This window comes from Kitasatospora sp. NPDC022785 (assembly GCF_055561295.1).
Genome location: NZ_JBVHHB010000007.1, coordinates 303,696 through 330,565, shown reverse-complemented (window position 1 = coordinate 330,565; position 26,870 = coordinate 303,696). Strand labels below are relative to the sequence as shown.

Annotated in this window: 14 protein-coding genes, 1 tRNA gene and 1 pseudogene; 6 read left to right on the top strand and 10 right to left on the bottom strand. The window is 74.3% G+C overall.

Features of this window, described 5'->3' with window-relative positions; all coding sequences use genetic code 11:
* Positions 1-7: 7 nt before the first annotated feature.
* Entirely contained in the window at positions 8-4,897 is a 4,890-nt protein-coding gene (locus tag ACZ3YO_RS14935) for a type I polyketide synthase (RefSeq protein ID WP_465569294.1), read from the bottom strand.
* 145 nt (positions 4,898-5,042) lie between these two features.
* A pseudogene (locus tag ACZ3YO_RS14930) lies at positions 5,043-10,574 on the bottom strand (type I polyketide synthase); the annotation flags it as partial.
* A gap of 394 nt (positions 10,575-10,968) precedes the next feature.
* Here ACZ3YO_RS14930 and ACZ3YO_RS14925 point away from each other — a divergent pair.
* Positions 10,969-11,742, top strand: coding sequence for a thioesterase II family protein (locus ACZ3YO_RS14925; RefSeq protein WP_465569293.1), 774 nt, complete (start codon positions 10,969-10,971; stop codon positions 11,740-11,742).
* Positions 11,743-11,846: 104 nt separating this feature from the next.
* Here the strand turns inward: ACZ3YO_RS14925 and ACZ3YO_RS14920 are convergent, their stop codons facing one another.
* Both ACZ3YO_RS14920 and ACZ3YO_RS14915 read right to left on the bottom strand, forming a co-directional pair.
* Complete coding sequence (locus tag ACZ3YO_RS14920; RefSeq protein WP_465569291.1) at positions 11,847-14,699, bottom strand: helix-turn-helix transcriptional regulator; 2,853 nt, start codon at positions 14,697-14,699, stop codon at positions 11,847-11,849.
* A gap of 1,094 nt (positions 14,700-15,793) precedes the next feature.
* Entirely contained in the window at positions 15,794-16,645 is an 852-nt protein-coding gene (locus ACZ3YO_RS14915) for a mycofactocin-coupled SDR family oxidoreductase (protein WP_465569289.1), read from the bottom strand.
* 165 nt (positions 16,646-16,810) lie between these two features.
* Between ACZ3YO_RS14915 and ACZ3YO_RS14910 the strand changes: the two genes are divergently transcribed.
* Entirely contained in the window at positions 16,811-17,857 is a 1,047-nt protein-coding gene (locus tag ACZ3YO_RS14910; protein WP_465569287.1) for a fatty acid desaturase family protein, read from the top strand.
* A 291-nt stretch (positions 17,858-18,148) separates the two neighbouring features.
* A complete protein-coding gene (locus tag ACZ3YO_RS14905; RefSeq protein WP_465546853.1) occupies positions 18,149-18,394 on the top strand; it encodes a hypothetical protein in 246 nt (81 codons plus the stop codon).
* A gap of 206 nt (positions 18,395-18,600) precedes the next feature.
* On the opposite strand, the gene ACZ3YO_RS14900 is transcribed toward ACZ3YO_RS14905, so the two are convergent.
* Positions 18,601-19,245, bottom strand: coding sequence for a response regulator transcription factor (locus tag ACZ3YO_RS14900; protein ID WP_465546851.1), 645 nt, complete (start codon positions 19,243-19,245; stop codon positions 18,601-18,603).
* The gene (locus tag ACZ3YO_RS14895; protein ID WP_465569285.1) at positions 19,233-20,534 is read right to left on the bottom strand and encodes a sensor histidine kinase; all 1,302 of its coding nucleotides are present in this window, start codon (positions 20,532-20,534) and stop codon (positions 19,233-19,235) included. Before ACZ3YO_RS14895 ends, ACZ3YO_RS14900 begins: the two co-directional genes overlap by 13 nt.
* A 184-nt stretch (positions 20,535-20,718) precedes the next feature.
* Between ACZ3YO_RS14895 and ACZ3YO_RS14890 the strand changes: the two genes are divergently transcribed.
* Positions 20,719-21,762, top strand: coding sequence for a fatty acid desaturase family protein (locus ACZ3YO_RS14890; RefSeq protein ID WP_396324750.1), 1,044 nt, complete (start codon positions 20,719-20,721; stop codon positions 21,760-21,762).
* Between the two features lie 355 nt (positions 21,763-22,117).
* Here the strand turns inward: ACZ3YO_RS14890 and ACZ3YO_RS14885 are convergent, their stop codons facing one another.
* The 4 genes from ACZ3YO_RS14885 to ACZ3YO_RS14870 all read right to left on the bottom strand — a co-directional run bounded on the left by ACZ3YO_RS14885 (position 22,118) and on the right by ACZ3YO_RS14870 (position 24,699).
* The gene (locus tag ACZ3YO_RS14885) at positions 22,118-23,377 is read right to left on the bottom strand and encodes an SDR family NAD(P)-dependent oxidoreductase (protein ID WP_465569284.1); all 1,260 of its coding nucleotides are present in this window, start codon (positions 23,375-23,377) and stop codon (positions 22,118-22,120) included.
* Positions 23,355-23,612 (bottom strand): hypothetical protein, encoded by a 258-nt coding sequence (locus ACZ3YO_RS14880; protein WP_465569283.1) that lies wholly within the window; start codon positions 23,610-23,612, stop codon positions 23,355-23,357. Before ACZ3YO_RS14880 ends, ACZ3YO_RS14885 begins: the two co-directional genes overlap by 23 nt.
* 225 nt (positions 23,613-23,837) lie before the next feature.
* A tRNA-Lys gene (locus tag ACZ3YO_RS14875) sits at positions 23,838-23,910 on the bottom strand.
* Between the two features lie 87 nt (positions 23,911-23,997).
* Positions 23,998-24,699 carry a nucleotidyltransferase domain-containing protein gene (locus tag ACZ3YO_RS14870; RefSeq protein WP_396324629.1) on the bottom strand — a complete coding sequence of 234 codons (702 nt, stop codon included), beginning with the start codon at positions 24,697-24,699 and terminating at the stop codon, positions 23,998-24,000.
* A gap of 115 nt (positions 24,700-24,814) precedes the next feature.
* Here ACZ3YO_RS14870 and ACZ3YO_RS14865 point away from each other — a divergent pair, with 115 nt between their 5' ends.
* Both ACZ3YO_RS14865 and ACZ3YO_RS14860 read left to right on the top strand, forming a co-directional pair.
* Entirely contained in the window at positions 24,815-26,053 is a 1,239-nt protein-coding gene (locus tag ACZ3YO_RS14865) for a DNA glycosylase AlkZ-like family protein (protein WP_465569282.1), read from the top strand.
* 32 nt (positions 26,054-26,085) lie between these two features.
* The gene (locus ACZ3YO_RS14860; protein WP_465569281.1) at positions 26,086-26,856 is read left to right on the top strand and encodes an SDR family oxidoreductase; all 771 of its coding nucleotides are present in this window, start codon (positions 26,086-26,088) and stop codon (positions 26,854-26,856) included.
* Positions 26,857-26,870: the final 14 nt, after the last annotated feature.

Sequence of the window (26,870 nt, the reverse complement as noted above, 5' to 3'; positions counted from 1 at the left end):
AACCTGGTCACGCGATCCCGAGTTCTTTGTCGATGAAGTCGAAGAGTTCGTCGGCCGAGGCGTCCTCCAGCTGGTCGGCGACCGTGCCGGCCCCCCGGGTGCCTTGGGCCTCGTTCACGCGGGCCACCAGGGCCTGGAGGCGGGAGACGACCTGCGTCCGCTCGATCTCCTCCGGGGCGAGGGAGGCCACCACGGCCTCCAGCCGGTCGAGTTCGGCCGCCACGCCGGCACCGCCGGCGCCCGTCGGCGCCAGCTCGCCGTGCAGGTGCTCGGCCAGGGTGGTGGGGTTGGCGTAGTCGAAGAGCAGGGTCGCCGGGAGCTTCAGCCCGGTGGCCGCGTTCATGCGGTTGCGGAACTCGACGGCGGTCAGCGAGTCGAATCCCATGTCCTTGAAGGCGCGGCCCGGCTGGACGGCGTCGGGGCCGTCGTGGCCGAGCACCGTGGCCACCTGGCCGCGGACGAGCCCGAGGATGGTGCTGCGCTGCTCGCCGCCGGTGAGCGCGGCCAGCTCCCGGGCCAGCGCGGAGGCGTCGGCCGGGGCCCCCGCCGCCGGGCCGCCCGCCGGCCCGCCGGTCGCGGCCTTCACCTCGGGCAGGGCGCCGATCAGCGGGCTGGGCCGGCCGGCCGTGAAGGCGGGTGCCAGCTCGGCCCAGTCGGCGTCGACCACGCCGATGACGGCCTCGCCACGCTCCAGCACCTCGTGCAGGGCGTTCACGGCGAGCTCCGGGTCCAGCTCGGACAGGCCGCGCCACCAGGCGCGCTCCTGGATCTCCTGCTGGGTGGCCATGCCGCCGCCGCCCCACGGGCCCCAGGCGACCGAGGCCGCCGGCAGGCCCTGCGCCCTGCGGTGCTCGGCCAGTGCGTCGAGGTAGGCGTTGGCCGCCGCGTACGAGGCCTGGCCGGCGCCGCCGAGCAGGCCCGCGATCGAGGAGAACGTCACGAAGGCGGTCAGTGGGAGGTCCCGCGTGAGCTCGTGCAGGTTGCGGGCGGCCTCGGTCTTGGGCCGGAGCACCCCGGCGATCCGCTCCGGGGTGAGCGAGCCGACCGTCCCGTCGTCGAGCACCCCGGCCGCGTGCATCACGGCGGTCAGCGGGGCGTCGGCGGGCAGCTCCTTCAGCAGCACGGCGAGGGAGTCGCGGTCGGCGGCGTCGCAGGCCGCGACGGTGACGCGGGCGCCGAGGCCGGTGAGCTCCTGCGCGAGCTCCGCGGCGCCGGGGGCCTCGATGCCGCGCCGGCTGGTGAGCAGCAGGTGCTCGGCGCCGGCCCGGGCCAGCCAGCGGGCGACGTGAGCGCCGACGGCGCCGGTGCCGCCGGTCACGAGCACCGTTCCGGTGGGCCGCCAGGCGACGCGCGGCGGGCTGGTGTCGGCGGTCGCCCGCTCCAGGCGGCGGACGAAGGTGCCGGACGCCCGGACGGCGAGCTGGTCCTCGCCCGCCGGGTCGGCGAGGACGTCGGCGAGGCGGGCCAGCAGCGCGGCGTCGGGGGTGCCTGCGGCGGGGAGGTCGACCAGACCGCCCCAGAGCCCGGGGTTCTCCAGGGCGACCACCCGGCCGAGGCCCCAGACCAGGGCCTGGCCGGGGTTGGGCAGGGTCTCGGAGCGGCCCGCGGCGACGGCGCCGCGCGTCACGCTCCACACCGGTGCCGTCGCGTCCAGGTCGGCGAGGGCCTGGACGAGCGCCACGGTGGCGGTGAGGCCGCGCGGGGCGGCGGGGGCCCCGGCGTCGGGTTCCCCGTCCTGGCCGAGCAGCGACACCACGCCGTTCAGCGGCGCGGCCCCGGCGAGGGCCGCGGTGATCCGCGCGGTCAGCGCCGGCCGGTCCGCGCCGGCCCCGGGAAGGCGAAGCGTCAGGACCTTCGCGCCGCGGTCGGCGAGGGTCCGTTCGACGGCCTCGGCCCACGCCTCGTCCACGCCCTCGGCGGGCAGGGCCAGCAGCCAGCTGCCGGTGAGCGCGCCGCCGGTGCCGCCGGTGCGGGGCAGCCAGCCGATCCGGTAGCGCCAGCCCTCGACGGTGGCGTGCTCGACGCTGCGGGTGCGCCAGTCGGCGAGCAGCGGGAGCACCGTCTCCAGGGAGGAGCGGCTGTCGCCGTCCGCGTCGAGGACGGCGGCGAGGTGGTCGAGGTCGCGCTGCTCGACGGCGGACCAGAAGGCGCCGTCCCCGGCTCCCCGGCCCGGGCGGGCGCCCTCGGCGCCGTCCTCGGGCTCGGCCCAGTAGCGCCGGCGCTGGAACGGGTAGGTGGGCAGCCCGACCCGGCGCCGCCCGGTGCCGGCGAGCGGCGCGGCCCAGTCCACGTCGACGCCGCGCAGGTGCAGGGCGGTGAGCGCGGCCGTCAGGGCCCGCGGCTCGGGGGTGCCGGCGCGCAGCAGCGGGACGGCGAGGACGTCCTCGTCGAGGGTCTCGCCCGCCATCGCGGTGAGGGTGGCGCCCGGGCCGATCTCCAGGCAGGTGGAGACGCCCAGGGCGGCCAGCGCGCGCAGCCCGTCGTGGAAGCGGACGGTGCCGCGGACGTGGCGCACCCAGTACTCGGGGGTGCGCAGGTCGTCGCCCCCGGCGAGCGCGCCGGTCACGTTGGAGACGACCGGGACGGCCGGCTCCCGGAAGGTCAGCCCGGCGAGCACCACGGCGAAGTCGGCCAGCATGGCGTCCATCCGCGGCGAGTGGAAGGCGTGGCTGACCCGCAGCTCCCGGGTGCGGGCGCCGCGGCCGGCCAGCAGCCCGGCGACCTCGGCGACGGCGTCCTCGTCGCCGGAGAGGACGACGGCGGACGGCCCGTTGACCGCGGCGATGCCGAGCTGCGCCGCCCGGCCCTCCAGCAGCGGCAGCACGTCCTGCTCGGTGGCCTGGACGGCGGTCATCGCGCCGCCCTCGGGCAGGGCCTCCATCAGCCGGCCGCGGGCGGCGACCAGGGCCGCCGCGTCGGCCAGCGAGAGCACCCCGGCGACGTGGGCCGCGGCGATCTCGCCCACGGAGTGGCCGATGAGGACGTCGGGGCGGACGCCGAAGGACTCGGCCAGCCGGTAGAGGGCGACCTCGGTCGCGAACAGCGCCGCCTGCGTGAAGACCGTGCGGTCGAGCAGGGCGGCCTCGGCCGAGCCCTGGGGGGCGAACACCACCTCGCGCAGCGGTCTGGGCAGCCGGGCGTCCAGCTCGGCGCAGACCGCGTCGAAGGCCCGGGCGTAGACGGGGTAGGCCGCGTACGCCTCCTGGCCCATGCCGGGGCGCTGCGCGCCCTGGCCGGTGAAGAGGAAGGCCGTCCGGCCGCCGCCGCGCACCGCGCCGCCCGCGTCCTCGCCGGTGGCGATCCGGTCGAGCGCGGCCAGGAGTTCGCCCCGGTCCGCACCCGCGGCCACGGCCCGGTTCTCGAACAGCGAGCGGGTGGTGGCGAGGGAGTACGCGACGTCGCCGGCGTCCAGGCCGGCCCGGTCGAGCAGGTCGGCGTGGAGGCGGGCGGCCTGGGCCCGCAGCGCGTCCTCGCCGCGGGCGGAGAGCGGCCAGGCCAGGTACGGGACGGGGGCGGGCGCGGACGGCTGCTCGTCGGCGTTCTCCTCGGGGTCGGGGAGCGCCTCCTCGATGACGGCGTGCGCGTTGGTGCCGCTGATCCCGAAGGAGGAGATGCCGAACCTCCTGGGCCGCTCGCCCCTGGGCCACGGCACCTCGTCGTTCAGCAGCTGCACCCGGCCGGCCGACCAGTCGACGTGCGGGGTCGGCTCGCCGGCGTGGATGGTCCGCGGCAGCGTCTCGTGCTGGAGCGCGAGGACCATCTTCATCACGCCCGCCACCCCTGCCGCGGCCTGCGGGTGCCCCATGTTGGACTTGATCGAGCCGAGCCAGAGCGGCCGGTCCTCCGGCCGGTCCTGCCCGTACGTCGCCAGCAGTGCCTGCGCCTCGATCGGGTCGCCGAGCCTGGTGCCCGTGCCGTGCGCCTCCACCGCGTCCACGTCGGCGGCGACCAGCCCGGCGTTCTTCAGCGCGGCCCGGATCACCCGCTGCTGCGCGGGCCCGTTCGGCGCCATCAGGCCGTTGCTGGCGCCGTCCTGGTTCACCGCCGAGCCGCGCACCACCGCGAGGACGGGGTGGCCGAGGCGGCGCGCGTCCGACAGCCGCTCCAGGACGAGCATCCCGGCGCCCTCCGACCAGCCGGCGCCGTCGGCGTCGGCGGCGAAGGACCGGCAGCGGCCGTCCGGGGAGAGCGCCCGCTGCCGGCTGAACTCGACGAACAGCTGGGGGGTCGCCATCACGCAGACGCCGCCGGCGAGGGCGAGCGCGGAGTCCCCGGCCCGCAGCGACTGGCAGGCCAGGTGCAGCGCCACCAGCGAGGACGAGCAGGCGGTGTCCGTGGTGACGGCGGGCCCCTCCAGCCCGAAGGTGTAGGAGACGATGCCGGAGACGATGCTGCCCGCCGTGGTGCTGCGCGGGTAGTCGTGGTGCATCAGGCCGGCGAAGACGCCCGTCCGGCTGCCGCGCAGCGACAGCGGGTCGATCCCGGCCCGTTCGAGCGCCTCCCAGGACACCTCCAGCAGCAGCCGCTGCTGCGGGTCGGCCTCCGGCGCCTCACGCGGGCTGAGCCCGAAGAAGCCGGCGTCGAACTCGGCCGCGTCGTGCAGGAAGCCGCCGCGGCGGACGTACGTGCGGCCGGGCTTGCCCGGCTCGGGGTCGTACACCGCGTCGGTGTTCCAGCCGCGGTCGGTGGGGAAGTCGGACACCACGTCGGCGCCGTCGGACACCAGCTGCCAGAGGTCCTCGGGGGAGGTCACCCCGCCGGGGTAGCGGCCGCTCATGCCGATGATCGCGATCGGTTCGTGCCGGGCGTCCTCCGCCTCCCGCAGCCGGCGGCGGGTCTCCTGGAGGTCCGCCGTCGCCCGCCTGAGGTACTCGCGGAGCTTTTCGTCGTGCGCCATCGCTGTCTCAGCCTTCTCGGAGGGGTCGGGAGGGGCGAACGGGAGGGGCCGGGGCCCGGGCCGGGCCCCGGCACGCGGGAGGCGGACCGGGTCCCCGGCCGCCGGGGGCGGCGGCCGGGGACGCCCGGAGGGGGGTGGGAGCCGCTCAGCCGATGCCGAGCTCGTTGTCCAGGAAGTCGAACAGCTCGTCGTCGGTGGCCTCGTCGAACCGCTGGGCCGAGCCGTCCCCGTCGGGCTGCTGCTCCGTCCACCGGCGCAGCAGGCCCTTGAGCCGGGCGGTGACGGCGGCGTGGTCCTCCTCCGGGCCGGCCTGCGCGAGGGCGACCTCCAGGAGTTCGAGCTGCGCCTCCAGCGACTTCGGGGCGGCGTCGGCCGGGGCCAGCGCGGTGCCCAGGTGCTGGACCAGGGTGGTGGGCGTGGGGAAGTCGAACACCAGGGTGGTCGGCAGCCGCAGGCCGGTGGCCTTGTTCAGCAGGTTCCGCAGCTCGACCGCGGCCAGCGAGTCGAAGCCCATGTCCTTGAACGCCCGGTCCGGGTCCACCGAGTCGGCGGACGCGTGCCCCAGCACCCCGGCGACGTGCTCGCGGACGAGCGCCGAGATCTGGCGGGTCCGGTCGGCCTCGGAGAGCTCGGCCAGCCGGGCGGCGAAGCCCCGGTCGGGGGCGGGCGCCGCCGTGACGGCCCGCCGGTTGCGGCGCCGGGCCGGGGCCCGGCCCATGCCGCGCAGGGCGGTCGGCAGGTCGTCGGTCCGGCTCGCCAGGGTCGCGAAGTCCAGCCGGATCGGCACCAGGGTCGGATCCCCGGAGGCGATCGCCGTGTCGAACAGGCCGAGCGCGTCCTCGGTCTCCAGGGGCGGCATGCCCAGCCGGTTCATCCGCTGGAGGTCGGCGTCGCCCATCTGGCCGGCCATGCCGTCCGTGGACGCCCACAGCCCCCAGGCCAGCGACACGGCGGGCAGCCCGGCCGCACGCCGGTGCTCGGCGAGCGCGTCCAGGAAGACGTTGGCCGTGGCGTAGTTGGCCTGCCCGCCGCCGACCAGCAGCCCGGCCGAGGAGGAGAACAGGACGAAGGCGGTCAGCCCGAGGTCCCGGGTCAGCTCGTGCAGGTGCCACGCGGCGTCGGCCTTCGGCCGCAGAACGGCGTCGAACCGCTCCGGGGTCTGGGTGCCGATCGTCCCGTTGTCCGCGATGCCCGCGGTGTGGACGACCCCGGTCAGCGGCGGCCGTCCGGCCGGGGCCGCGGCGAGCACCGCCGCCAGGGCGTCCCGGTCCGAGACGTCACAGGCCTCGATGGCGACGGTCTCGGCGCCCGCCTCGACCAGCGCCGCACGCAGCTCCTCCGCACCGGGGGCCGCGGCGCCGCGCCGGCTGAGCAGCAGCAGGTGCCGCACCCCGTGCCGCACCACGAGGTGACGGGCCACCAGGGCGCCGAGCCCGCCGGTGCCGCCGGTGACGAGCACCGTGCCGTCGGGCCCGAACGTGCCGGCCCCGGCCTCCTCGTCCGGCACCGGGCTGCGCCCGAGCCGCGGCAGCAGGACGGCGCCGGCCCGCACGGCCGACTCCGGCTCGCCCGAGTCGACGGCGGACCGCAGGGCGGCCAGCGTGCCGCGGCGGCCGTCCCAGTCGACCAGGGTCAGCCGGTCCGGGCTCTCCGCCTGCACCGACCGCACCAGTCCCCAGACCGGCCCGGTCACCACGTCCACGGCGGTGTCGCCCGCGCTCACCGCGCCCGAGGTCAGCACGACCAGGCGGGAGGCGGCGAACCGCTCGTCGGCCAGCCAGGTCTGCACCTCGGCCAGGACCCGCCCGGCCACCGCCCGCAGCTCGGCCGGCACGTCCCCGGCCTCGGCGGCCGGGTCGGGCAGGCAGGGCAGCAGCACCACGTCCGGGACGGGCGCGCCCGCCTCGACCGCGGCGGCCAGCGCGGCCACCGACTCGTACCCGGCGGCGGCCCGCCCGGCCACCGCCGCCCAGGCGTCGCCGACCCGGCCGGCGACCGCCCAGCGCTGCCCCGTGTCGACGGGGCCGCCGAACACGGCGGACTGCCAGCGGAGCCGGAAGAGGTTCTCCACGTTCTCGGCCTGGGCGACCCGCAGCTGCTCGTCCGAGATCGGCGGCGCCAGCAGGTGGTGCACCGCGGCGATCGGCGCGCCGGTCGCGTCGGCGATGTCGACCTGGGCCGTGTCGGGCCCGTTCGAGTCGCAGCGCACCCGGATCGTGGTGACACCGGGGGAGAACACCCGGATGCCGTGCCAGGAGAACGGCAGCCGGGGCACGCTCGGGCCGCCCGGCTCGATGAACAGGGAGGCGTGGAACGACGCGTCCAGCAGCGCCGGGTGGAGCCCGAAGGCCTCGCCGTCCGCGCGGGACTCCCGGGGCAGCGTGATCTCGGCGAACACCTCGCGGCCGTCGCGGGTCCAGGCGCGCTTCAGCCCCTGGAAGACCGGGCCGTAGCCGTAGCCCCGGCCGACCAGGCCCTCGTAGGCGCCCGCCACGGGCACCTCCTCGGCGCCCTCCGGCGGCCAGACCGTCAGGTCGCAGAGCTCGCCCTCCTCGACCTCGTCCCCGACGATGCCCTCGGCGTGCCGGGTCCACGGGGTGTCCGGACCGACGCCCTCGGCCTGCGAGTACACCGACAGGCTGTGCTTGCCGGCCTCGTCCGACCCGCCGACGACGACCCGGACCCGCATCCCGCCACGCTCCGGGATCACCAGCGGCGCGCCGATCGTCAGCTCCTCGACGACCGTGCAGCCGACCTCGTCGGCGCCCCGCAGGGCCATCTCGACGAAGGCCGAGCCGGGCAGCAGGACGGTGCCGAACACCGCGTGGTCGGCGAGCCAGGGGTGGCTGTCCAGACCGAGTCGGCCGGTGAGCACCACGCCGTCGGAGTCCGGGAGTTCGACCACGGCGCTGAGCAGCGGGTGCGTGGTCGCCGCCAGGCCGTGGGCCGCCGCGTCCCCGGCGCTCGCGGGGCCGGCGTCGAGCCAGAAGCGCTCGTGCTGGAAGGCGTAGGTCGGCAGGTCGACGCGGCGCGCGCCGGTGCCCCGGAACACGGCCGCCCAGTCGACGTCCGCGCCCGCCTCGAACACGCCCGCCAGGGCGGCCAGCATGACCGGGACCTCGTCGCGGCCCTTGCGCAGGGCGGGCACGAGAACGGCGTCGTCGGGCCGCTCCAGGGAGCCCAGCGCCATGCCGGTCAGCACGCCGTCGGGGCCCAGCTCCAGGAAGCGGGTCACGCCCGCGTCCTCCAGCGCCCTGATCCCGTCGGCGAAACGGACGGCCTGGCGGACGTGGCGCACCCAGTACTCCGGGTCGCGCAGCTCCTCGCCGGTGGCGAGCTCTCCGGTGACGTTGGAGACGACGGCGAGCTTGGGCTCGGCGAACGCCAGGCCGCTCACGACGGTCCGGAAGTCCTCCAGCATCGGCTCCATCAGCGGCGAGTGGAACGCGTGCGAGACCGTCAGCCGGACCGAGGCGATGCCGCGCTCCTTCAACTGCGCGACCACCTCGTCCACCGCGGCCTCGGCACCCGAAATCACCACGGAGGCGGGCCCGTTGACGGCCGCCACCCCGACCTGGGTGTCACGGCCCTTCAGCAGCGGCAGCACGTCCGCCTCGGCCGCCCGGACAGCGACCATGACCCCACCGGCGGGCAGCGCCTGCATCAGCCGACCGCGGGCGGCGACCAGCGTGCACGCATCCGCCAGCGACAGGACCCCGGCCACGTGAGCAGCCGCGATCTCACCCACCGAGTGCCCGGCCAGGAAGTCCGCCCGCACACCCAGCGATTCCACCAGCCGGTACAGCGCCACCTCGACCGCGAACAACGCCGACTGCGTGAAGACCGTGTCGTCCAGCGAACCCGACGCACCCGCGATCACCTCGCGCAGCGACACACCCAACTCACCGTCCAGCAGCGCGCACACCTCGTCCAGCGCAGCCGCGAACACCGGGAAGGCCTCGTACAGTTCACCACCCATCCCGACCCGCTGCGAACCCTGACCCGTGAACAGGAACGCCGTCCGGCCCTCGGAGCGGCCTGCGCCGCTCTCCGCGCCGTCGCTCGCGGCGAGCTTCTCCAGACCCACCATCAGCTCGGTCCGGTTGGCCCCGAGCACCACGGCCCGACGGTCCAGGACGGCACGCGAGGACGCCAGCGAGAAGCCGACGTCGAGCGGCGACCGGTCGGTACCCGCCACGAACTCCCGCAGCCGCCCGGCCTGGGCCCGCAGCGCGGCCTCCGTCCGGCCCGACACCACCCACGGCACCGGCACACCCACCGGCCAACCCGCGCCGGGCTCCTCGACGGGCTCCTCGACGGGCTCGGTCGCCGGGGCCTCCTCCAGGATCACGTGCGCGTTGGTGCCGCTGATGCCGAACGAGGACACACCCGCGCGACGCGGCGCACCCTCCGCCTTCTCCCAGGCGCGGGCCTCGGCCAGCAGCTCGACATCACCGGCCGACCAGTCCACGTGCGAGGACGGGGCGTCCACATGCAGGGTCTTCGGCAGCACCTCGTGGCGCATCGCCTGCACCATCTTGATGATGCCCGCGACACCGGCGGCAGCCTGGGTGTGGCCCAGGTTCGACTTGATCGAGCCGAGCCAGAGCGGCCGGCCCTCCGGACGGTCCTGGCCGTAGGTGGCCAGCAGCGCCTGCGCCTCGATCGGGTCACCCAGCGTGGTGCCCGTGCCGTGCGCCTCGACGGCGTCCACGTCTCCCGTGGACAGCCCCGCGTCGGCCAGCGCCGCCCGGATCACCCGCTGCTGCGACGGACCGTTCGGCGCCGTCAGCCCGTTGCTCGCACCGTCCTGGTTCACCGCGGAGCCCCGCACCACGGCCAGCACCTCGTGCCCGAGCCGACGCGCGTCCGACAGCCGCTCGACGAGCAGCACGCCCACGCCCTCGCCCCAGCCGGTGCCGTCCGCCGCCTCCGCGAACGCCTTGATCCGGCCGTCCGGGGCCAGCCCGCGCTGCTGGCTGAACTCCACGAAGGTCTCCGGCGTGGGCATCACCGTGACACCGCCCGCCAGGGCCAGCGTGCACTCGCCGCGGCGCAGCGCCTGGATCGCCCAGTGCAGGGCCACCAGCGAGGACGAGCACGCCGTGTCCACCGACACCGCCGGGCCCTCCAGACCGAGGCTGTAGGCGACCCGGCCCGACACGACACTGCCGGTGTTGCCGTTGCCGATGTAGCCCTGGAGCTCGTCGGGGATGGTGCTCAGGCGCGAGGCGTAGTCGTGGTACATCACACCGGCGAAGACGCCGGTCTGACTGCCCTTGAGCGAGGACGGGTCGATGCCGGCCCGCTCGATCGCCTCCCAGGAGACCTCCAGCAGCAGGCGCTGCTGCGGGTCGGTGGCCAGCGCCTCGCGCGGGCCCATGCTGAAGAACGCGGCGTCGAAGTCGGCCGCGTCGTGCAGGAAGCCGCCGGTCTTCGCATAGGTGTGGCCGGGCTTGCCGGGTTCGGGGTCGTAGATGCCCTGGGTGTCCCAGCCGCGGTCCGACGGGAACCCGGAGACACCGTCCCCGCCCGCGTCGACCAGCCGCCAGAGGTCGTCCGGCGAACGGACGTCCCCCGGGAAGCGGCAGCTCATCCCGACGATCGCAATCGGCTCATTCTCCCGGCGCTCGTTTTCCCGCAGGCGCCGTCGAGCTTCACGAAGATCGGCTGTCGCTCGCTTGAGGTAGTCGAGAAGCTTCTCCTCGTTGTCCACCCAACGTCTCCCTCACTGGTCCGGCCAGGAATTCACGGTGCTGGAATGTCGATTCACCTGCGGCGCCGGAATCGGGACATGACGAATAACACCCAGCGGCGCATATATTCGTACGCTACGCAGGGCGACCCCGGCCCGCCCACCCCTAACCCCGCCCCTACCCGCCCCTATGGCGAGGGGCGTCCAAGGCCGTGCGACGCAGGCCGACCACTGTGGATTCCCAAGTCCCTTGCCGCACAAGGGAGACGCCAATAGCCTGCAACAGGAGACGGTCACCGGCGCCGTCCGCCGCAGCGTAATTCACCGCGCGGCTTCTCGGGAACACCCCGACCTCAGCGAAAGGACATCAGGAATCATGGCAGAGGCAGCGGGAGTGACCAGTCCGTGGATTCGCAGGTTCCACCCGTCCGCCGACGCCCCCGTTCGGCTGGCCTGTTTTCCGCACGCGGGCGGTTCGGCCTCGTTCTATTTCCCGCTGTCGCAGGCGCTGGCTCCGGCCGTCGACGTGATCACCCTGCAGTACCCGGGCCGCCAGGACCGGCGCCACGAGCCGGGCATCGGCGATCTGCACGAGCTGGCGGACGTCCTGGTGGAGGAGCTGCGCCCGTGGACTGATGTGCCGCTGGTGCTCTTCGGGCACAGCATGGGCGCCTCGCTGGCCTTCGAGGTCGGCCGCCGGCTGGAGCGGGAGGGGATCGCGCCGGCCGCGCTGGTCGCGTCCGGCCGCCGCGCGCCGTCCCGGCACCGCGACGAGTACGTGCACCAGCGTGACGACGAGGGCCTGGTCCGGGAGTTGAAGGAGCTCAGCGGCACGGAGCCGGGGGTGCTCGGGGACGAGGAGCTGCTCCGGATGATCCTCCCCGCGATCCGCAGCGACTACCGCGCCGCGGAGACGTACAAGTACCGCCCGGGCTCCGACCTCAGCTGCCCGGTCCACGCCCTGGTCGGGGACAGGGACCCGAAGGTCACCGTGGACGAGACCCGTTCCTGGGCCGACCACACCAGCGGCCCGTTCGAGCTGACGGTCTTCGACGGCGGCCACTTCTTCCTCGCCCCGCACGCCGCCGAGGTCAACCGCATCCTCGCCGACCGTGCCCGCGCCCACGCGCGCAGCACCGCCGGCGCCTGACGACGGCCCGCCCTCCCGGCCGTCTCCCCCGTGCCGGGACGGGCCCCGCGCTCCGTGCCGGGGCCGCCCCCGTCAGGCGGCCCCCGGCACGGTCCCTCTCCCCCTCACGCCTCGCGCTCGGCCAGGCCGTTCGGCCCCAGCACCCCGTCCCGGCCGTCGAGCAGCTCGTCCGGCTCCCGCCGCAGCTGGAGGCCTTCCAGGAGTTCGTCGCGCCGGCTCACCTGGAGCTTTCGGTAGATCCTGGTGAGGTGCTGCTCCACCGTGCTCACGGTGATGTAGAGCTTGCGGGCGATCTCCCGGTTGCTGTGGCCGACGGCGGCCAGCGTCGCGACCCGGCGCTCGGCGTCGCTCAGCGCGGTGGACCCCGCGTCCTTGACGCCCTCCGGCTCCTCCTTCTCCGCCACGAAGGTGTCGCCCGGCAGATCCCCGAGGAGCTGCGGCGGCACGGCGTCGACGTGGCAGAGCTTGGCCTCCTGGACGGCGCGCCGCCCGGTGGCCCGGGCCCGCCCGAAGTCGCCGAGGCGGTGGTAGGCGGAGCTCAGGTCGGCCAGCGCCCGGACGAGTTCGAGCCGGTTGCCGGAGCTCTGGAGCAGGTCGACCGCCTTCTTCAGGGTCCTGGGCCGCTGGCCGACGTCCTCGGCGGCGGCCCTGACCCGCAGCGAGCTGCCGCGGATGGCCGCCCCCTGGGCGTCCGGCAGTTCGAGCTGACGCTCGATCAACTCGCGTGCCACCTCGGGCCGGGCCAGACGCAGGTAGGCCTCGGCGAGGTCGCTGCGCCAGGGCAGCAGCGACGGCACGTCGGCCTTCCACTGCTGCATCTTCTCCCCGCAGGTCTGGAAGTCGCTGAGCGCGGCGAGCGCCCGGTCGACCGCGAGGTGGTGGTGGCCGCGGGCCCTGAGGTAGAGCATCCCGAAGGCGGTGTCGAACATGGCGTCGGGCACGAGCTGGTTCAGCAGCTCCGCCGCCTTCTCGTGGCGGTTGAGCGCCGTGTTGACCATCACCATCGTGGAGATGGGCAGCCCGATGAGGACGCCCCACCCCTTGGGCTGAAGCCGGCTGAACGCCGCCTCCGCCTTGACCTCGGCGATCGCCAGGTCCCCCTGCCGGAAGGCGATCTCGGCCCGGACGCTGCAGAGCACCGCCTGCCAGGTGTTGGCCCGGCGGCGCACCGCCTCGTCGATCAGCCCGTCGCACCAGGTGGTGGCGAGGTCGGGGCGCCCCGCGAACTGCAGCGCGAGCAGGGCGAAGGCGATGATCTCCAGGGTGCTGTCGCTGAGCAGGCAGCTCTGCAGGATGTACTCCGCGCTGACGACGGCCGCGTCGGAGGACTCCCGCTGGAGCACGTCGGTGAGGGTCGAGGTGGCGCGCGCCCAGGGGTTGCCGAAGGAGCCGCCGAGTTCGGGGCCGCCGGTGGTCTCGCCCCGTTCCTGCACCGGGCTGCCCTGCGAGGGACCGCACATCGCCATGAAGATGAGGCTGAGCTCGGCCGCGAGCTGGGCGTCGTCCAGGTCGCCGACGGCGCTGAGGGTCTGGAAGACCTCGCCCGCGCCCTCGATGTCGCCCTGCCAGAGCAGGTAGCGGATCACGTTGACGGCGTCGCGCCCGGTGAGGAACCCGGCCCGCACCGCGCTGCGGAGCGTGTCGAGGTGGGGCAGGATCGTCGCGGGGTTGATCCGCCAGGCGGCCCGGGCCAGCATCGCCGTGATGGCGAGCCGCTCGTCGTCGTTGGTGCAGGCCTCCAGGGCGAGTTCGAGGCAGGCCGTGGCGTGCTCGGCGTCGTTGCCCGCGAGCGCCTGGGCGGCGGCGTCGCGCAGGACCTCCATCGCCCAGCGGCCGGCCGCGCGGTCGGCGGCGAGCAGGTGGCGGGCGATCTCCGCGGTGGTGGAGCCCAGCTTGTGGAGCAGTTCGGCGCAGAGCGAGTGCAGCTGGGAGCGGTCCTCCGCCTCCAGGCTGCCGAGCACGGCGGAGGCGACCGGGGCCGGGAAGCCCGAAGGGCCGAGCAGCCCGGCGCGGCCGAGGATGTCCAGCATCTCGGCGGCGCGTTCCGGCATCACACCGAGCAGCCGGGCGATCAGCGCCGGCGACGCGTGGGCACCCAACACGGCCTGCCCCTGGGCCACTTCGAGGAGCGCGGGCTCCCAGCGGTGCAGGATGGCGCGGACGGCCTGGTCGAAGCCGAAGCCCGGCGGCCCGTCCCGGAAACCGTCCTCGTCCAGCTCGTCCTGGCGGTCGCGGCATTCCTCGATCAGCGCGCCGGCCAGCATCGGGTTGCCGCCGCTGAGCCGGTAGACCCAGCCGGCGACCCGGTCGGCGGTCTCCTGGCCCAGCCAGTGGGCGATGAGTTCCCGGACACCGTCGCGGGAGAGCGGGTCCAGGCGGATGCGGTGGTGCGGCAGCCTGGTGATCTCGGCCTGGAAGAACGGGCGGGCCGGCCTGGGCCGCGACCACTCGTTCAGCACCAGCAGGACGCGGGCGGAGTGGATTCGGCGCCGGAGGTAGAGCACGACCTGGAGCGAGGCGGCGTCGACGAAGTGCACGTCGTCGATGCCGATGACCACCGGACGGTCCGCGGCCAGCTCCAGGATCAGCGCGCACAGCTCACGCGTCCCCGGCACCGGCCGGCGGCTCAGGTCGTCCGCCTGCTCGTCGGCCCCGGTGGGCCTGGACGCCGCCTGGAGCAGGTCGGCAGCCCGGTCGGCCACCTCGTCGGGCAGCGCGGGGTCCTGGAAGATCTGGCTCATCGCCCCCATCGGGAGAGCCTGTTCCGCCTTGGCGCCGGTCGCCCGCAGGACCAGAGCGCCACGATCGGCGGCCCGGTCCGCGAAGACGTTCAGCAGCTCGGTCTTCCCACTGCCGAGCGCCCCGCTGACCCACGCCACGGTCCCGTTTCCCTCGGCACATTCGGCGAGAAGGGTATCCAGGGTGTCCAACGCTTTTAAGCGATCGGCCAGAAACATTGCTTTCCCCCTAAGCGAATCACGCATTCCCCGCAGGTTCGCGGCCAGGATCACCGGCACAGCGCAACACGCCCGCCAAACCCACTCGGTCGCGCTCGCCCGGCCACTCCCGGACAGGCACCACCTGAACCCCGCACCCCGCCACGCTCAGTGATTGTTTCTACACCGATCAGCGAGGAGATGCTGTGACCCGCCTCACAAGGAGGCCTAGACCACAGCGGGTGTGCGACAAGGTCGACGCGGCCCGCCACCGGGGCCGCCGACCCGCCGGCCGTCTTCCCCGCACAGGCCCGAGACTGGGCCGACCGGTACCGCGGCGCACCGCCGACGCCGAGGTCCGGATCACATTCGCACCGGCGTGCACCGGGCGTCGCTCTGCTCTTCCGACGCCACCGGCGCGAGTACGCCGGCGGTCCCTCCCGCCCCGCCCGCCGCCACCGCCCGCCCGGAACCGGGCCGGCGGGAGAGCAGCGAGGCCGACGCCCGTTCACCGGCGCCGGGGAGAGGCGTCCAGGGCCGGACAGCAGCCGGGACTCCGGCAACTGCGGTGCGTCGTCATCAGATTGCCTCCCGCCGCGACGCCCTGGCAAGTCGCTCCGGAACCCGAGCGTCTGGGGCCGGGGCCCCTCGTCCGACGATATGTCCGGGTTGGCCGTCCGACGCCCGGCGCGACGGGCGGCGCGGTCACCGCACCGGTACGACCGGAACGACCGGGCCCGGCCCGAGGGCCCCTGGGGTGCCGTCGCGGCCCACCGCCACCGTGCGGTCCGCCCGCCGCCACCCGTTCCGGCCTGCCGTCGCGCCGGACCGGGCGGGCCGGTACGACGGATTCCGGACGACGCGCCGTCGGCGATCCGGCCATTGCGGAATCCGCCCGCCCGGCACCGGGCGAAGCGCCGACAACGCCTTCCGCCGGCCCATTCTCCCGCCGGCCGGCCACCCTCGCGGACGGATGCCCTTCGCTCACCGAAAGGCCCCGGGCGGCTGCCCTTTCGGGCACCCCGATTCCCACCGCTTCCCGTCCGCGCCGCGACCCGGTCCGGCACGTCCGCGGGGGGGGAGTGATGGAACTGCCCCGCCCGCACCGGCCGCCGTCAGGCGCCCGCGCCCGCCTTCACGATCTGCCCGCCGTCCACCTTGAGCTGGAGCCCGGTGACATAGCGGGACTCGTCGGAGAGCAGATAGACGACCGCGTGCGTCACGTCGGAAGGCTCCACGCACCCGACCGGCAGCGCGGTCAGGCTCTCGTACACCGGGACGGCGTCCTCCGGGCCCGGGGCGTCGAGGTCCGGGCGGAACACCCGGTGCATCCGCTCGTTCATGATCATGGGCGTGGAGACCAGGGACGAGTGCACCGCGTTGATCCGGCGGCCGGACGGGCCGAGCTGCACGGCCAGCGTGTTCACGTAGTCCACCAGACAGCGCTTGGCGAACATGTAGCCCGCCATCCCCGGGCCCCCCGGGTTCTCTCCCTGCCCGGGCAGCAGCCCCGCCACCGAGCCGATCACGACCACCGAACCGCCGGCACCGAGGTGCGGCAGGGCGGCGTGCACCGTGTTCACCGCCCCGGAGAGGTCGATGTCCACGCTCTCCGTGAAGGCGTCCACCCCGAGGTCGGCGCCGATCGCGATGATGCCCGCGTTCGCGACCACGGCATCGAGCCGGCCGAGCTCCGCCACCCCGTCGGCGAACGCCGCCCGGACGGCGGCGCCGTCGCGCACGTCGGCCCGGCGGGCGAACACCCGGCGGCCCGTCTTCTCCACCAGCCGGACCGTCTCCGCCAGGTCCTCCGGCGTCGCACCGGGGTAGCCGGTGGCCGCCACGTCCTCGCACAGGTCGACGGCGATGACGTCGGCCCCCTCCTCGGCGCAGCGCACCGCATGGCTGCGACCCTGCCCCCGGGCGGCCCCCGTGATGGCAACTACCTTGTCCTGCAAGCGACTCACGCCAACTCCTCCGCTTCGCGATCCCCCCGTTCCGCGAGCCTAGGCAGGGCCACCCCACCCCCCAACCCCTATTCGCCGACGGCGGCGACAGTGGGGTCCTCCCCACCCCGAATAGGGGCGTTAACGGGATTACGGCAGCTCTTCCCCATGAGCAGACTGGCGGTCATGACGTTCGAAGCCCTGGTCTCACCAGCGCCCGTGCCGGAAGTCCGAGAGGCGGGCAGCGACTTCGCCGGCCTGTCCCGCCAGATCACGGAAGCGGGACTGCTGGACCGGCGACCGCTCTACTACTCGGTGCGGTTCACGCTGGTGGGACTCTCCCTCGTCGCCGGTGTCGCCGCGGTGGTCGCCGTGGGCGACTCCTGGGCGCAGCTGCTGGTCGCCGCGGCCATGTCCGTGGTCTTCGGCCAGATAGCCCTGCTGGCCCACGACCTGGCGCACAAGCAGGTCTTCACCTCGCGCCGGGCAAGTGAGGGCTGGGGCATCTTCGTCGCCGACTTCCTGATGGGCATGAGCTACGGCTGGTGGATGAACAAGCACAACCGCCACCACGCCAACCCCAACCACGAGGAGAAGGACCCGGACGTCTCCCCCGACATCCTGATCTGGTCCGAGCGCCAGGCCCGCGCGGCCAAGGGGCTCCCCAGGTTCGTCGGCAAGCACCAGTCCCGGCTGTTCTTCCCGCTGCTCATGCTGGAGGGCCCGAACCTCAGCTTCAACAGCTTCCGTGCCCTCAACAAGCCGACCATGAAGCGGCCCGTCCTCGAAGGCACCCTGCTCGTCGCCCACTTCGTGCTCTACCTGGGCGGGCTCTTCCTGCTCCTGCCCCCGGGCCTGGCCGTCGCCTTCATCGCCGTCCACCAGGCGCTGTTCGGCATCTACCTCGGCTCCGTCTTCGCCCCCAACCACAAGGGCATGGCGATGGTCACCGGCGAGGACCGGCTCGACTTCCTCCGCCGGCAGGTGCTGACCTCCCGCAACGTCAGGGGCGGCCCGTTGGTCGACGTCCTCATGGGCGGTCTCAACTACCAGATCGAGCACCACCTCTTCCCCAGCATGCCGACCCCCGCCCTCCGCAAGGCGCAGCTCATCACCGAGCGGTACTGCGCCGAGCTCGGAGTCTCCTACCACCAGACCGGGCTCCTCGCGTCCCACCGGGAGGCGCTGCGCCACATGCGCGCCATCGGCGAGCCCATCCGGCTGGAGTTCTGACCGGGGGCGACACCACAGACTCCGGCCCGGTGCCCTCCGCCATCATCCCCCGTGTGGCGGCCGCACCGGGCCGGTCATCCCGCCCGTCGCACCGCTCTCCCGCACCGCTCGCGCCGCACCGCCTTCCCCGCACCGCCTTCCCCGCCCGTACGGCCCCGCAGTACCCCCCCCCGCACGACTTCCCCGAGCCACGAAGCCGCCGGCGCTCCGCCCGCGGCCGCAGCACGGCAACGAACCCGGAGACCACGACAACGACGTTCCCAGCGATGGGCCATCGGTCAGGAGGCCGTCATGACGTCACCCCACCCCCCGGCCCTGCCCGAGGACGCGTTCGTCTGGGACGCCCTCATCGGCTCGGGGTTCGCCGACGCCCTCCAGCAGGGCCTCGCCCGCGCCGCGCACCGCCTCCAGGACCACGCCGGGCCGCCCGGCACCGGTGGCGACGCCGGCCACCGGCTCCGCGCCCGCCTCCCGGCTCCCGCCGACCCGCCCGGGCTCCGCAAGCCCCGGCCCGCAGCCGCCCGCCGGCACCACTGAGGCGCCGTCGGCACGGAACCACCGGCACCACCGAACGGCCGGCACCACCGGACCGCCGGCCCCCCGAACCCCCATGGCCTCCGCGGCCCCGGCCTTCCCCCCGTGAGGCCCGGACCGCGGGGCCGTGGGCCTTCCGCGGCCCGGCCCCCGGCGCCCGCCCTGGAGCCCAGGCCTCCCGGCCCCCTCCGAGGCCCGGGCCCCGGGTCTCAGAGGTTGAGGTGGGCGAGCACCGCCAGCACCCGCCGGTTGTCGTCCCCCGACTGCGCCAGCCCCAGCTTCCCGAAGATGTTGTTGGTGTGCTTGCTCACGGACTTCTCCGTGATGCAGAGCTGCCGCGCCACCGCCGCATTGCTGCGCCCCTCGGCCATCAGCGCCAGCACCTCCCGCTCCCTGGTGGTGAGGGCCTGCATCGACCCCTTCGCCGAGCTCCGCTCCAGCAGCTGCGAGATCACCGACGTGTCCATCGCCGTCCCGCCCGCGGCCACCCGCCGCACCGCGTCGACGAACTCGCTCACCTCGAAGACCCGGTCCTTGAGCAGGTAGCCGATGCCGCCCCGCTGGTCGGTGAGCAGCTCCTTGGCGTAGAGGTGCTCCACGTGCTGCGACAGCACCAGCACGGGCAGCCCGGGCAGCTCCCGGCGGGCCTCGGCCACCGCGTGCAACCCCTCGTCGGTGAACGTCGGCGGCAGCCGGACGTCGACCACCGCCACGTCGGGGCGGTGCTCCAGCAGGGCCTCCAGCAGGCTCGGGCCGTTGTCCACGGCCGCGACCACCTCGAAGTCGTTGAGGGTGAGCAGCTGGGTGATCCCCTCCCGCAGCAACGCCAGGTCCTCGGCGATCACAACACGCATGGCAACTCCATCGTCACTGTGGTGGGGCCACCCACCGGACTCTCCAGGTCGAGCGTCCCGTCGAAGGGGGCGAGGCGCCGGCGCAGGCCGTGCAGCCCGCCGCCCTCGCGGACGGTCGCGCCACCGCCCCCGTCGTCGCCGACGACCAGCCGCAGCCGCCCGTCGGCATAGCCGAGCCGCACCCAGGCCGAGGTGGCGGCGCTGTGCTTCGCCACGTTGGCGAGCGCCTCGGCGAGCGCGAAGTAGCCGGCCGACTCGACCGGCGGCTCGGGCCGGCCGGGCAGGTCGATGTCGACCTGGACGGGGATGGGCAGGTCGAGGGCGAGGGCCCGGACGGCCCCGTCGAGGCCGCGTTCGGCCAGGACCGGCGGGTGGATCCCCCGGACGAGGTTGCGCAGGTCGGCCAGGGCCTGGGCACTGGCCTCACGGGCGTCGGTCAGCATCCGGTACGCGGTGTCGGGGCTCTTGCGGAACAGCTGCTCCGCCAGCCCGAGTTTGAGCCCGATCGCCACCAGCCGGGCCTGGGCGCCGTCGTGCAGGTCGCGTTCGATCCGCCGCAGCTCGGCGGCCTGCGCGTCCACCGCGGCCGACCGGGTCTCGGTCAGCTCGGCCACCCGCCGGGCGAGGTAGGCCTTGGCCGTCGGGGAGAGCAGCTTCTGGCTGATCCGGGTGTGCACCCGCAGCAGGCGTCCCGCACACCAGAACCCGAGGTACATGATGCCCAGGCCCTGGAAGAACGAGAGCACCGCCGTCGTGGTGCTGTGCACGGGCCAGATCAGCCCGTACCCGTAGGTGGGGTCCATCAGCGGCCAGAACAGCGGGGTGGCCACCACGCCGTGCAGCCCGTAGATCATCAGCCAGCCGGGCAGCAGCCCGAAGAGCAGGCCGACCGGGGCGTCGATCAGGAGCCAGAGGAGGTCCCGCCAGGTCGACAGGTCGGTCAGCAGCAGCCGGCAGTAACGCACGCTGCTCGGCACGTCCAGCGGCTCGAAGTCCTCCCCCTCCTGCGGCCGGTAGGGGCTGGGTATGTCCACCCCCCACCAGGTGCTGAGCAGCCGCCGGTGCAGGTCGGCCACGCCCCGGACGGCGAACAGCGCGATCGGCAGGGTGAGGACGCCGATGCCCAGCGGGAGCACCAGCAGCGAGGCGAGCGAGAGCGCGAGCAGCGGAACGGCCGCGAGCTGGGAGAGCAGGGCGACGGCCACACCGCGCCGCGCGGACACCAGGGCGGCGCACAACCAGGGAACGAGTTCGGAGCGCAGCCACGGAGGCCATCGGGCACTGCTCACGGGCACATCGGCTCCCCGCTCCCGTCTCGTCGGTCCACGTCTCCTGCTACGCAGCGTACTTGAGCCGGGGCGTTCCGGATGGGGGAGGGGGGAGTTTTCTCCCCCCTGAGAAGTGGGGTTTCACCGGTTCTCCCGGTGCGCGCCGGCGACCAGACTCTTCGTCATGAGCACTGAGTTCGCGACGATGCCGGACGCCCCCGACCTCCGGCGCAACGCGCCCCGGTCCGAGACCGGCGGCAGCGATTTCGCCCAGCTGAGCCGCCGGATAGCCGCCGAGGGACTGCTCGACCGGCGCCCGGTCTACTACACCGTGCGCTTCGGTCTCGTGCTTGCCGCGTTCTTCGGCGGCTGGTGGGCCCTGTTCGCGCTGGGCGACACCTGGCTGCAACTGCTGCTCGCCGCGGCGATGTCCCTCGTCTTCGCCCAGATCGGCCTCATCTCGCACGACCTGGCCCACCGCCAGGTGTTCAACCAGCGCCTCCACAGCGAGATCGGCGGCCGCCTCGCCGCCAACCTCCTGATGGGGATGAGCTACGGCTGGTGGATGAACAAGCACACCCGCCACCACGCCAACCCCAACCACGAGGAGCGCGACCCGGACGTCGCCCCCGACATCGTGGTCTGGTCCAAGCGGCAGGCGAGCCAGGCCGGCGGGCTCGCCAGGTTCATCGGGGCGCGGCAGGCCTACCTCTTCTTCCCGCTGCTGCTGCTGGAGGGCCTGAACCTCAGCTACAACAGCTTCCGCGCACTCCGCAGCCCCACGATGAAGCGCCCGTACCTGGAGGGCACCCTGCTGGTCGCCCACTTCGCGGCCTACTTCGGGCTGGTCTTCGCCGCCCTCCCGGCCGGCAAGGCGCTCGCCTTCCTCGGCGTCCACCAGGCGCTGCTCGGGATCTGCCTCGGCTGCGTCTTCGCCCCCAACCACAAGGGCATGCTGATGGTGACGCCCGAGATGAAGCTCGACTTCCTCCGCCGCCAGGTGCTGACCTCCCGCAACGTCCGGGGCGGGGTGCTCGTCGACGTCCTCATGGGCGGTCTCAACTACCAGATCGAGCACCACCTCTTCCCCAACATGCCGACCCCCGCGCTCGGCCGCGCCGCGCAGATCACCAAGGAGTTCTGCGAGGAGAAGGACATCCCGTACTACGAGACCGGCATCGTCCGCTCCTACCGCGAGATCCTCACCCACCTGCACCGCACCGGCGAGCCGATCCGCGCCGCCGGCTGACAGACTCCCGGTGCGCGACCCGCCCCCGTGGTCGCGCACCGGGTCCCCGCCGATGCCCGAGCGGGAAGCGCATAAGGCCCAGGCCGGACTCCTCCGGCCTGGGCCTTCCGCACTGTGCCGGCCGGCGGCGCGAGGGGCAGGAACGGCCGACGGGTGTGACGTGCCGGCGGGAGACATGCGCAGGGCCGTCCACCCGGTGGGTGAACGGCCCTGCGGTGCGCTACAGGTCACAAGGGGTGAAGCCCCTCGTTCCGGGTGGGCCTCCAGGGGCTCGAACCCTGAACCTACGGATTAAAAGATCGACACGGATCGCGATCCCACGGGTTGCGGCGCGTTACTCGCAGTCGCTTTGGGGCTACCTGGTCGCGAGTACCTCGCCGCGCTCGACAGCCCCGCGGAGAACGGTGGCGAACGCCTGGGGCAGGAGGTTGATCGCGTCGAGGGCCTCAGTGGTGAGGGCGATCTCCTCCAGGAGGTACTCGCCTCGGCCTTCCTGGCTGAACTCGGGGCCGGTGCGGTCCTCGAAGCTCCACTTGTCGATGGTGGCGAGGTAGAAGTCCTGGCGCTCCTCGTCGGTCTCCAGGGTGTGGAGGAGGCTGACGATCTGGGCCTCGCCGGCGATCTCCTCGCGGATCTCGCGCTGGAGGGCATCCTCGGGGCTGGCGTCTGTCGGTTCGATCTTGCCGCCGACGATCACCCAGTACGGGTCGATGCCGGGGCGGATGCGCTTGATCAGCAACGTGGTGTTGTTCGGGGTGAGGAGGACGGCGCGGACGCGGTGCTGCATGTGGTCTCTTCCTGTCTCGATGGTGCCGGCGGTCAGTGGAGGATCCAGCCGCCGTCGACGTGCAACGACTGGCCGGTGATGAAGGACGCGCTCGGGCCGGCGAGGAAGGTCGCTGCGGCGGGCGACGTCCTCGGGACGGCCCCGGCGCTGAACGCACTGGCGGCGGATCTGGTCCTCGGGTCGGGCGCGGTGATGAGCGGGAAGGTCGTTCTCCGCCTCGACCTGGATGGCCCCGGGCAGGACAGTGTTCACGCAGATTCCGACCGGGCCAAGTTCCCTGGCCAGCGACCTGGTGAAGCCGATCAGTCCGGCCTTGGCGGTGCTGTAGGCAGTGAGGCCGGGGCGTCCGGCGCGGGCGTTGACGCTGCCGATGTTGATGATCCGGCCCCAGCGGCGCTCGGCCATTCCGGGAGTGACGGCGCGGCACGTGCGGTAGTGGATGGTGAGGTTCGACTCGATCGCGCTGGCCCGCTCCTCCTCGCCGAGCTCGTCCCACGCCGTGCGGGGGTAGGCGCCGGCGTTGTTGACCAGGATGTCGATCGGGCCGAGCTCCGATTCGACCTGGTTGGTGAGCGCGGCGACCGCGTTCGGTTCGGTAAGGTCGGCGCTGACCTCAATCCTGGGGCGTCCTTCGCGGCGGACGACGCCGAGGACGGCGCGGGCCTGGGCGATCCGTGCGAGGTGATTGAGGGCGACGGAGGCTCCGGCAGCGGCCAGCGCTCGGCTGATCGCCGCACCGCTCCCGCTGGCTCCGCCAGTGACCAGAGCGACGCGGCCCTGGAGCGGGAGGGCGGTGATGAGAAGGTCAAGCTGCGCGGGTGCGGTCATCGTCCATCCGATCGTCGGGCCCGGTGGCGGGCAGCGGGTGGGTGCGAGCAAACGCCTTGGCCGCATCGGGGTGTCGGACCTCCGCGAGCTTGGCCAGCGGCAGGAGCAGGTCGGCGCCGGTGAGGCAGGAGCTAGGGATCACACCGAGGATCCGCAGGATCAGGAAGTGCCGGATCTGGATGAGGAATCCGTCGGGGTCCAGCCACCACTCCTCCATCACCATCACGGCCGACATCTACGCCGGCGTCCTACCGGAGCTCGCGCTCGCCCATGCTGAGGCCGCCGCAGCGCTGGTCCCCCGGGCACGGTCACCGAAGGACGCCCCGTCCGCTGCCGCACCCGGTACTGACTCGCAATCCGCTCACGCAGACGGCTCGCAAATGCAGCAGCACCCCGACTACTCGAATTAGCCGGGGTGCTGCGCTGCTGGTCAGAGGGGGTTTAGCCCCCTCGTCACACGTGGGCCGCCAGGGGCTCGAACCCTGAACCTACGGATTAAAAGTCCGCAGCTCTGCCAATTGAGCTAGCGGCCCGTGGCCCGCCCGTGCGGAGCCGGCCACCGCGATCCTACCCGGTGTGGCCCAGGGCTCCGCCAGTGGATTGCAGGGGCGCGCCGGGGCTCAAGGGGCGGGCGGGGCGGGCGGGGTGTAGTGGGCGGCGCGGACGCGGCGGAGCCAGGCCTCGGCGGGGCGGGGGTCGGGGGCGGCGGGGAGGACGCCGGGGCGGGCGAGGCGCTCGGCGGCGGCCGCGAGCAGGGGTTCGGCGGTGGCGGGGTGGTCGGCGATGCGTTCGCCGAGTTCGCGGACGCGCTCGGGGTCGGGGAGGCGGACGACGTTCTCGCCGGTCTCGTGGAGCCGGACGCCCTGTTCGACCAGGCGGACCAGGTGCCGGGCGTGCTTGGCGGCCCGCCGGCGGGTGGCCGGGTCGGTGGTGTCGCGGGTGAGCAGTTTGCGGAACTGCTGGTCGGCGTAGCCGAGATAGGAGCTGCGGACGGCCTTCGCGCTCAGGAAGGACGCCCGGATCGCGATGAGCTCCTCGCCCAGCGGGCTGCGTGTCTCGTACAGGCCGTCCGGCAGCCAGGCCAGTTCGGAGGCGGTCGGGTTGCAGGTGAGGGCGAGGCGGCACCACTTGGCGGCCTCGTGCAGCGTCACGTCGGGCCCGGTGGTGACGTGCGACTCCGCCGGGCGGTGCAGGCCGTGGAACTCCTCGGTGGGGGCCGCGTAGAGGCCGAGCCGGTCGATGTCGGAGCCGGCGTGGGCGAAGCCGTACGCGGTCGAGCCGACGACGCCCGCGAGCAGGACGGTGCCGGGGGCGGTGGTCATGGGCGGGCCTCCCTGCGGCCTGGTCTCGGTGCGGTCAGAGGAGTCTGCCGTGCGGAGGCCGCGCCGGGCGAGCGAATTCCGGCCGGGGCGGCGGCCCGGGCACGATACTGGCGCCATGGCGAAGCCCGACGACGAGCAGTCCCCCGGCCCGGGTACCGAGAAGCTGCGGGCCTGGTGGGCGCACCGGCAGTGGCTGGACGGCGCGCACCGCGGCGCCTCCGCCGCCGCCGAGGTCCTGACCGCCACCGGCTGGGCCCGTTCGGTGGGCGGCGCGGCGCCGTACCTGGGCCTGTTCGCGCGGGCCGGGCTGGGGCGGGAGGCGGTGGACGCGGCGGTCGCCCGGCTGGAGGTGCACGAGCTGCCGTCGGCGCGCGGCTGCACCTACGTGGTGCCGGCCACCGACTTCGCGCTCGCCCTGGCGGCCGGGGCGGCGGCCCCCGAGGGCGAGTTGGCCGCCGCCGGGAAGCATCTCGGGGTGGGCCGGGACGAGGTGGAGAAGCTCTGCCTCGCCGTCGGCCGCGCGCTGGCCGACGCCCCGGGCACGCCGCAGGACCCGGCCGCGATCCGGGCGGCGGTCGGCGACGCCGTCCGCCCGCTGGGCGACGCCGGGAAGAAGCGCGGGCTGTCGACCACCCTGCCGCTGGCGCTGGGGCTGATGCAGTCGCGCGGCCGGATCCGCCGGGTGCCGGTCAACGGCCGCCTGGACCAGCAGCGTTACGGCTACGTCGGCTGGGACCAGCCGGTCGCCGGCGACGCGGCGGAGCTCGCCCGGCGCTACTTCTCCTGGGCCGGCCCGGCCGGCCTGCAGCACTTCCGCTGGTTCTCCGGGTTCACCGCCGCGACCGCCAGGCGGGCGGTCGTCGAGGCCGGGCTGGTCGCGCTGCCCGGCGCACCGTCCGGCCCGTCCGGTCCGGGCCTGCTGATGGCGCCCGAACTCCTCGACGAGTTCGCCGAGTTCACCGTCCCGGCCGAGCCGCACTACACGCTGCTGGCCGGCATCGACGGCATCCACCTGCTCCACCGCGACCTGTCCCGGCTGGTCGAACCGGCCGACGCGGCCCGGCCGCTGCCCGCCGGGAAGGCCGGGCGCAGCTTCGGCGGCGAGGCCGACCCGCAGACCCACATCGTGCTGGACCGCGGCCGGATCACCGGCTTCTGGGAGTACGACACCGAGCGGGGCGAGATCGTCCTCCAGTCCTTCGTGCCGCCGGACGACGCGCTGTGCGAGGCGGTGGCCCGGACGGAGGCGTTCGTCCGCGACCAGCTGGGCGACGCACGCGGGTTCAGCCTGGACTCGCCGAGGAGCCGGGCGCCGAAGATCGCGGCCCTGCGCGCGGCGGCCTCCGGCCGGTGACCCGCCCCGGCCCGGGGGATACCGTTCGGACCATGACCAACTCGACCGGCCCCGCCCGCAACGAAGTCGTCCTCATCACCGGTGCCGGTCGCGGCATCGGCGCCGCCACCGCACTGCTCGCCGGCCGGCGCGGCTACCGCGTCTGCGTCAACTACCGGACCGACGAGGCCGCGGCGGCCGGCGTGGTCGCGGCGATCCGGGACGAGGGCGGCACGGCCGTCGCCGTCCGGGCGGACGTCACCCGAACCGCCGAGGTGGACCGGCTGTTCGCCACCGTGGACGCCGAACTCGGCCCGCTCACCGCCCTGGTGAACAACGCGGGCACGCTGGAGCGGCAGTGCCGGCTGGACGAGATCGACGAGGACCGGCTGAACCGGATCTGGGCCTCCAACATCACCTCCGCCTTCCTCTGCGCAGGCCGGGCCGTCCGCCGGATGTCCACCCGGCACGGCGGGGCGGGCGGCGCGATCGTCAACGTCTCCTCGGCCGCCTCCCGGCTCGGCTCGCCGAACGAGTACGTGGACTACGCGGCCGCCAAGGGCGCCGTCGACTCGATGACCCGCGGGCTGGCCCTGGAGGTCGCCGCCGAGGGCATCCGGGTCAACGCCGTCCGCCCGGGCCTGATCCACACCGACATCCACGCCCTGGGCGGCGAGCCCGGCCGGGTCGACCGGGTCGCCCCCGACCTGCCGATGCGGCGCGGCGGGCAGCCGGAGGAGGTCGCCGAGTCGATCCTCTTCCTGCTCTCGCCGGCCTCCTCCTACATGACGGGCACGTTCCTGGACGTCGCCGGCGGCCGCTGAACCCTGCCGCCCGC

What these genes read in the sequence shown, in the direction of transcription:
- ACZ3YO_RS14860 (WP_465569281.1), top strand. Translation starts at nt 26,086, where the DNA reads ATGACCAACTCGACCGGCCCCGCCCGCAACGAAGTCGTCCTCATCACC.
- ACZ3YO_RS14880 (WP_465569283.1), bottom strand. Translation starts at nt 23,612, where the DNA reads ATGTCGGCCGTGATGGTGATGGAGGAGTGGTGGCTGGACCCCGACGGA.
- ACZ3YO_RS14905 (WP_465546853.1), top strand. Translation starts at nt 18,149, where the DNA reads ATGACGTCACCCCACCCCCCGGCCCTGCCCGAGGACGCGTTCGTCTGG.
- ACZ3YO_RS14935 (WP_465569294.1), bottom strand. Translation starts at nt 4,897, where the DNA reads ATGGCGCACGACGAAAAGCTCCGCGAGTACCTCAGGCGGGCGACGGCG.
- ACZ3YO_RS14890 (WP_396324750.1), top strand. Translation starts at nt 20,719, where the DNA reads ATGCCGGACGCCCCCGACCTCCGGCGCAACGCGCCCCGGTCCGAGACC.
- ACZ3YO_RS14920 (WP_465569291.1), bottom strand. Translation starts at nt 14,699, where the DNA reads ATGTTTCTGGCCGATCGCTTAAAAGCGTTGGACACCCTGGATACCCTT.
- ACZ3YO_RS14910 (WP_465569287.1), top strand. Translation starts at nt 16,811, where the DNA reads ATGACGTTCGAAGCCCTGGTCTCACCAGCGCCCGTGCCGGAAGTCCGA.
- ACZ3YO_RS14865 (WP_465569282.1), top strand. Translation starts at nt 24,815, where the DNA reads ATGGCGAAGCCCGACGACGAGCAGTCCCCCGGCCCGGGTACCGAGAAG.
- ACZ3YO_RS14870 (WP_396324629.1), bottom strand. Translation starts at nt 24,699, where the DNA reads ATGACCACCGCCCCCGGCACCGTCCTGCTCGCGGGCGTCGTCGGCTCG.
- ACZ3YO_RS14925 (WP_465569293.1), top strand. Translation starts at nt 10,969, where the DNA reads ATGGCAGAGGCAGCGGGAGTGACCAGTCCGTGGATTCGCAGGTTCCAC.
- ACZ3YO_RS14885 (WP_465569284.1), bottom strand. Translation starts at nt 23,377, where the DNA reads ATGACCGCACCCGCGCAGCTTGACCTTCTCATCACCGCCCTCCCGCTC.
- ACZ3YO_RS14900 (WP_465546851.1), bottom strand. Translation starts at nt 19,245, where the DNA reads ATGCGTGTTGTGATCGCCGAGGACCTGGCGTTGCTGCGGGAGGGGATC.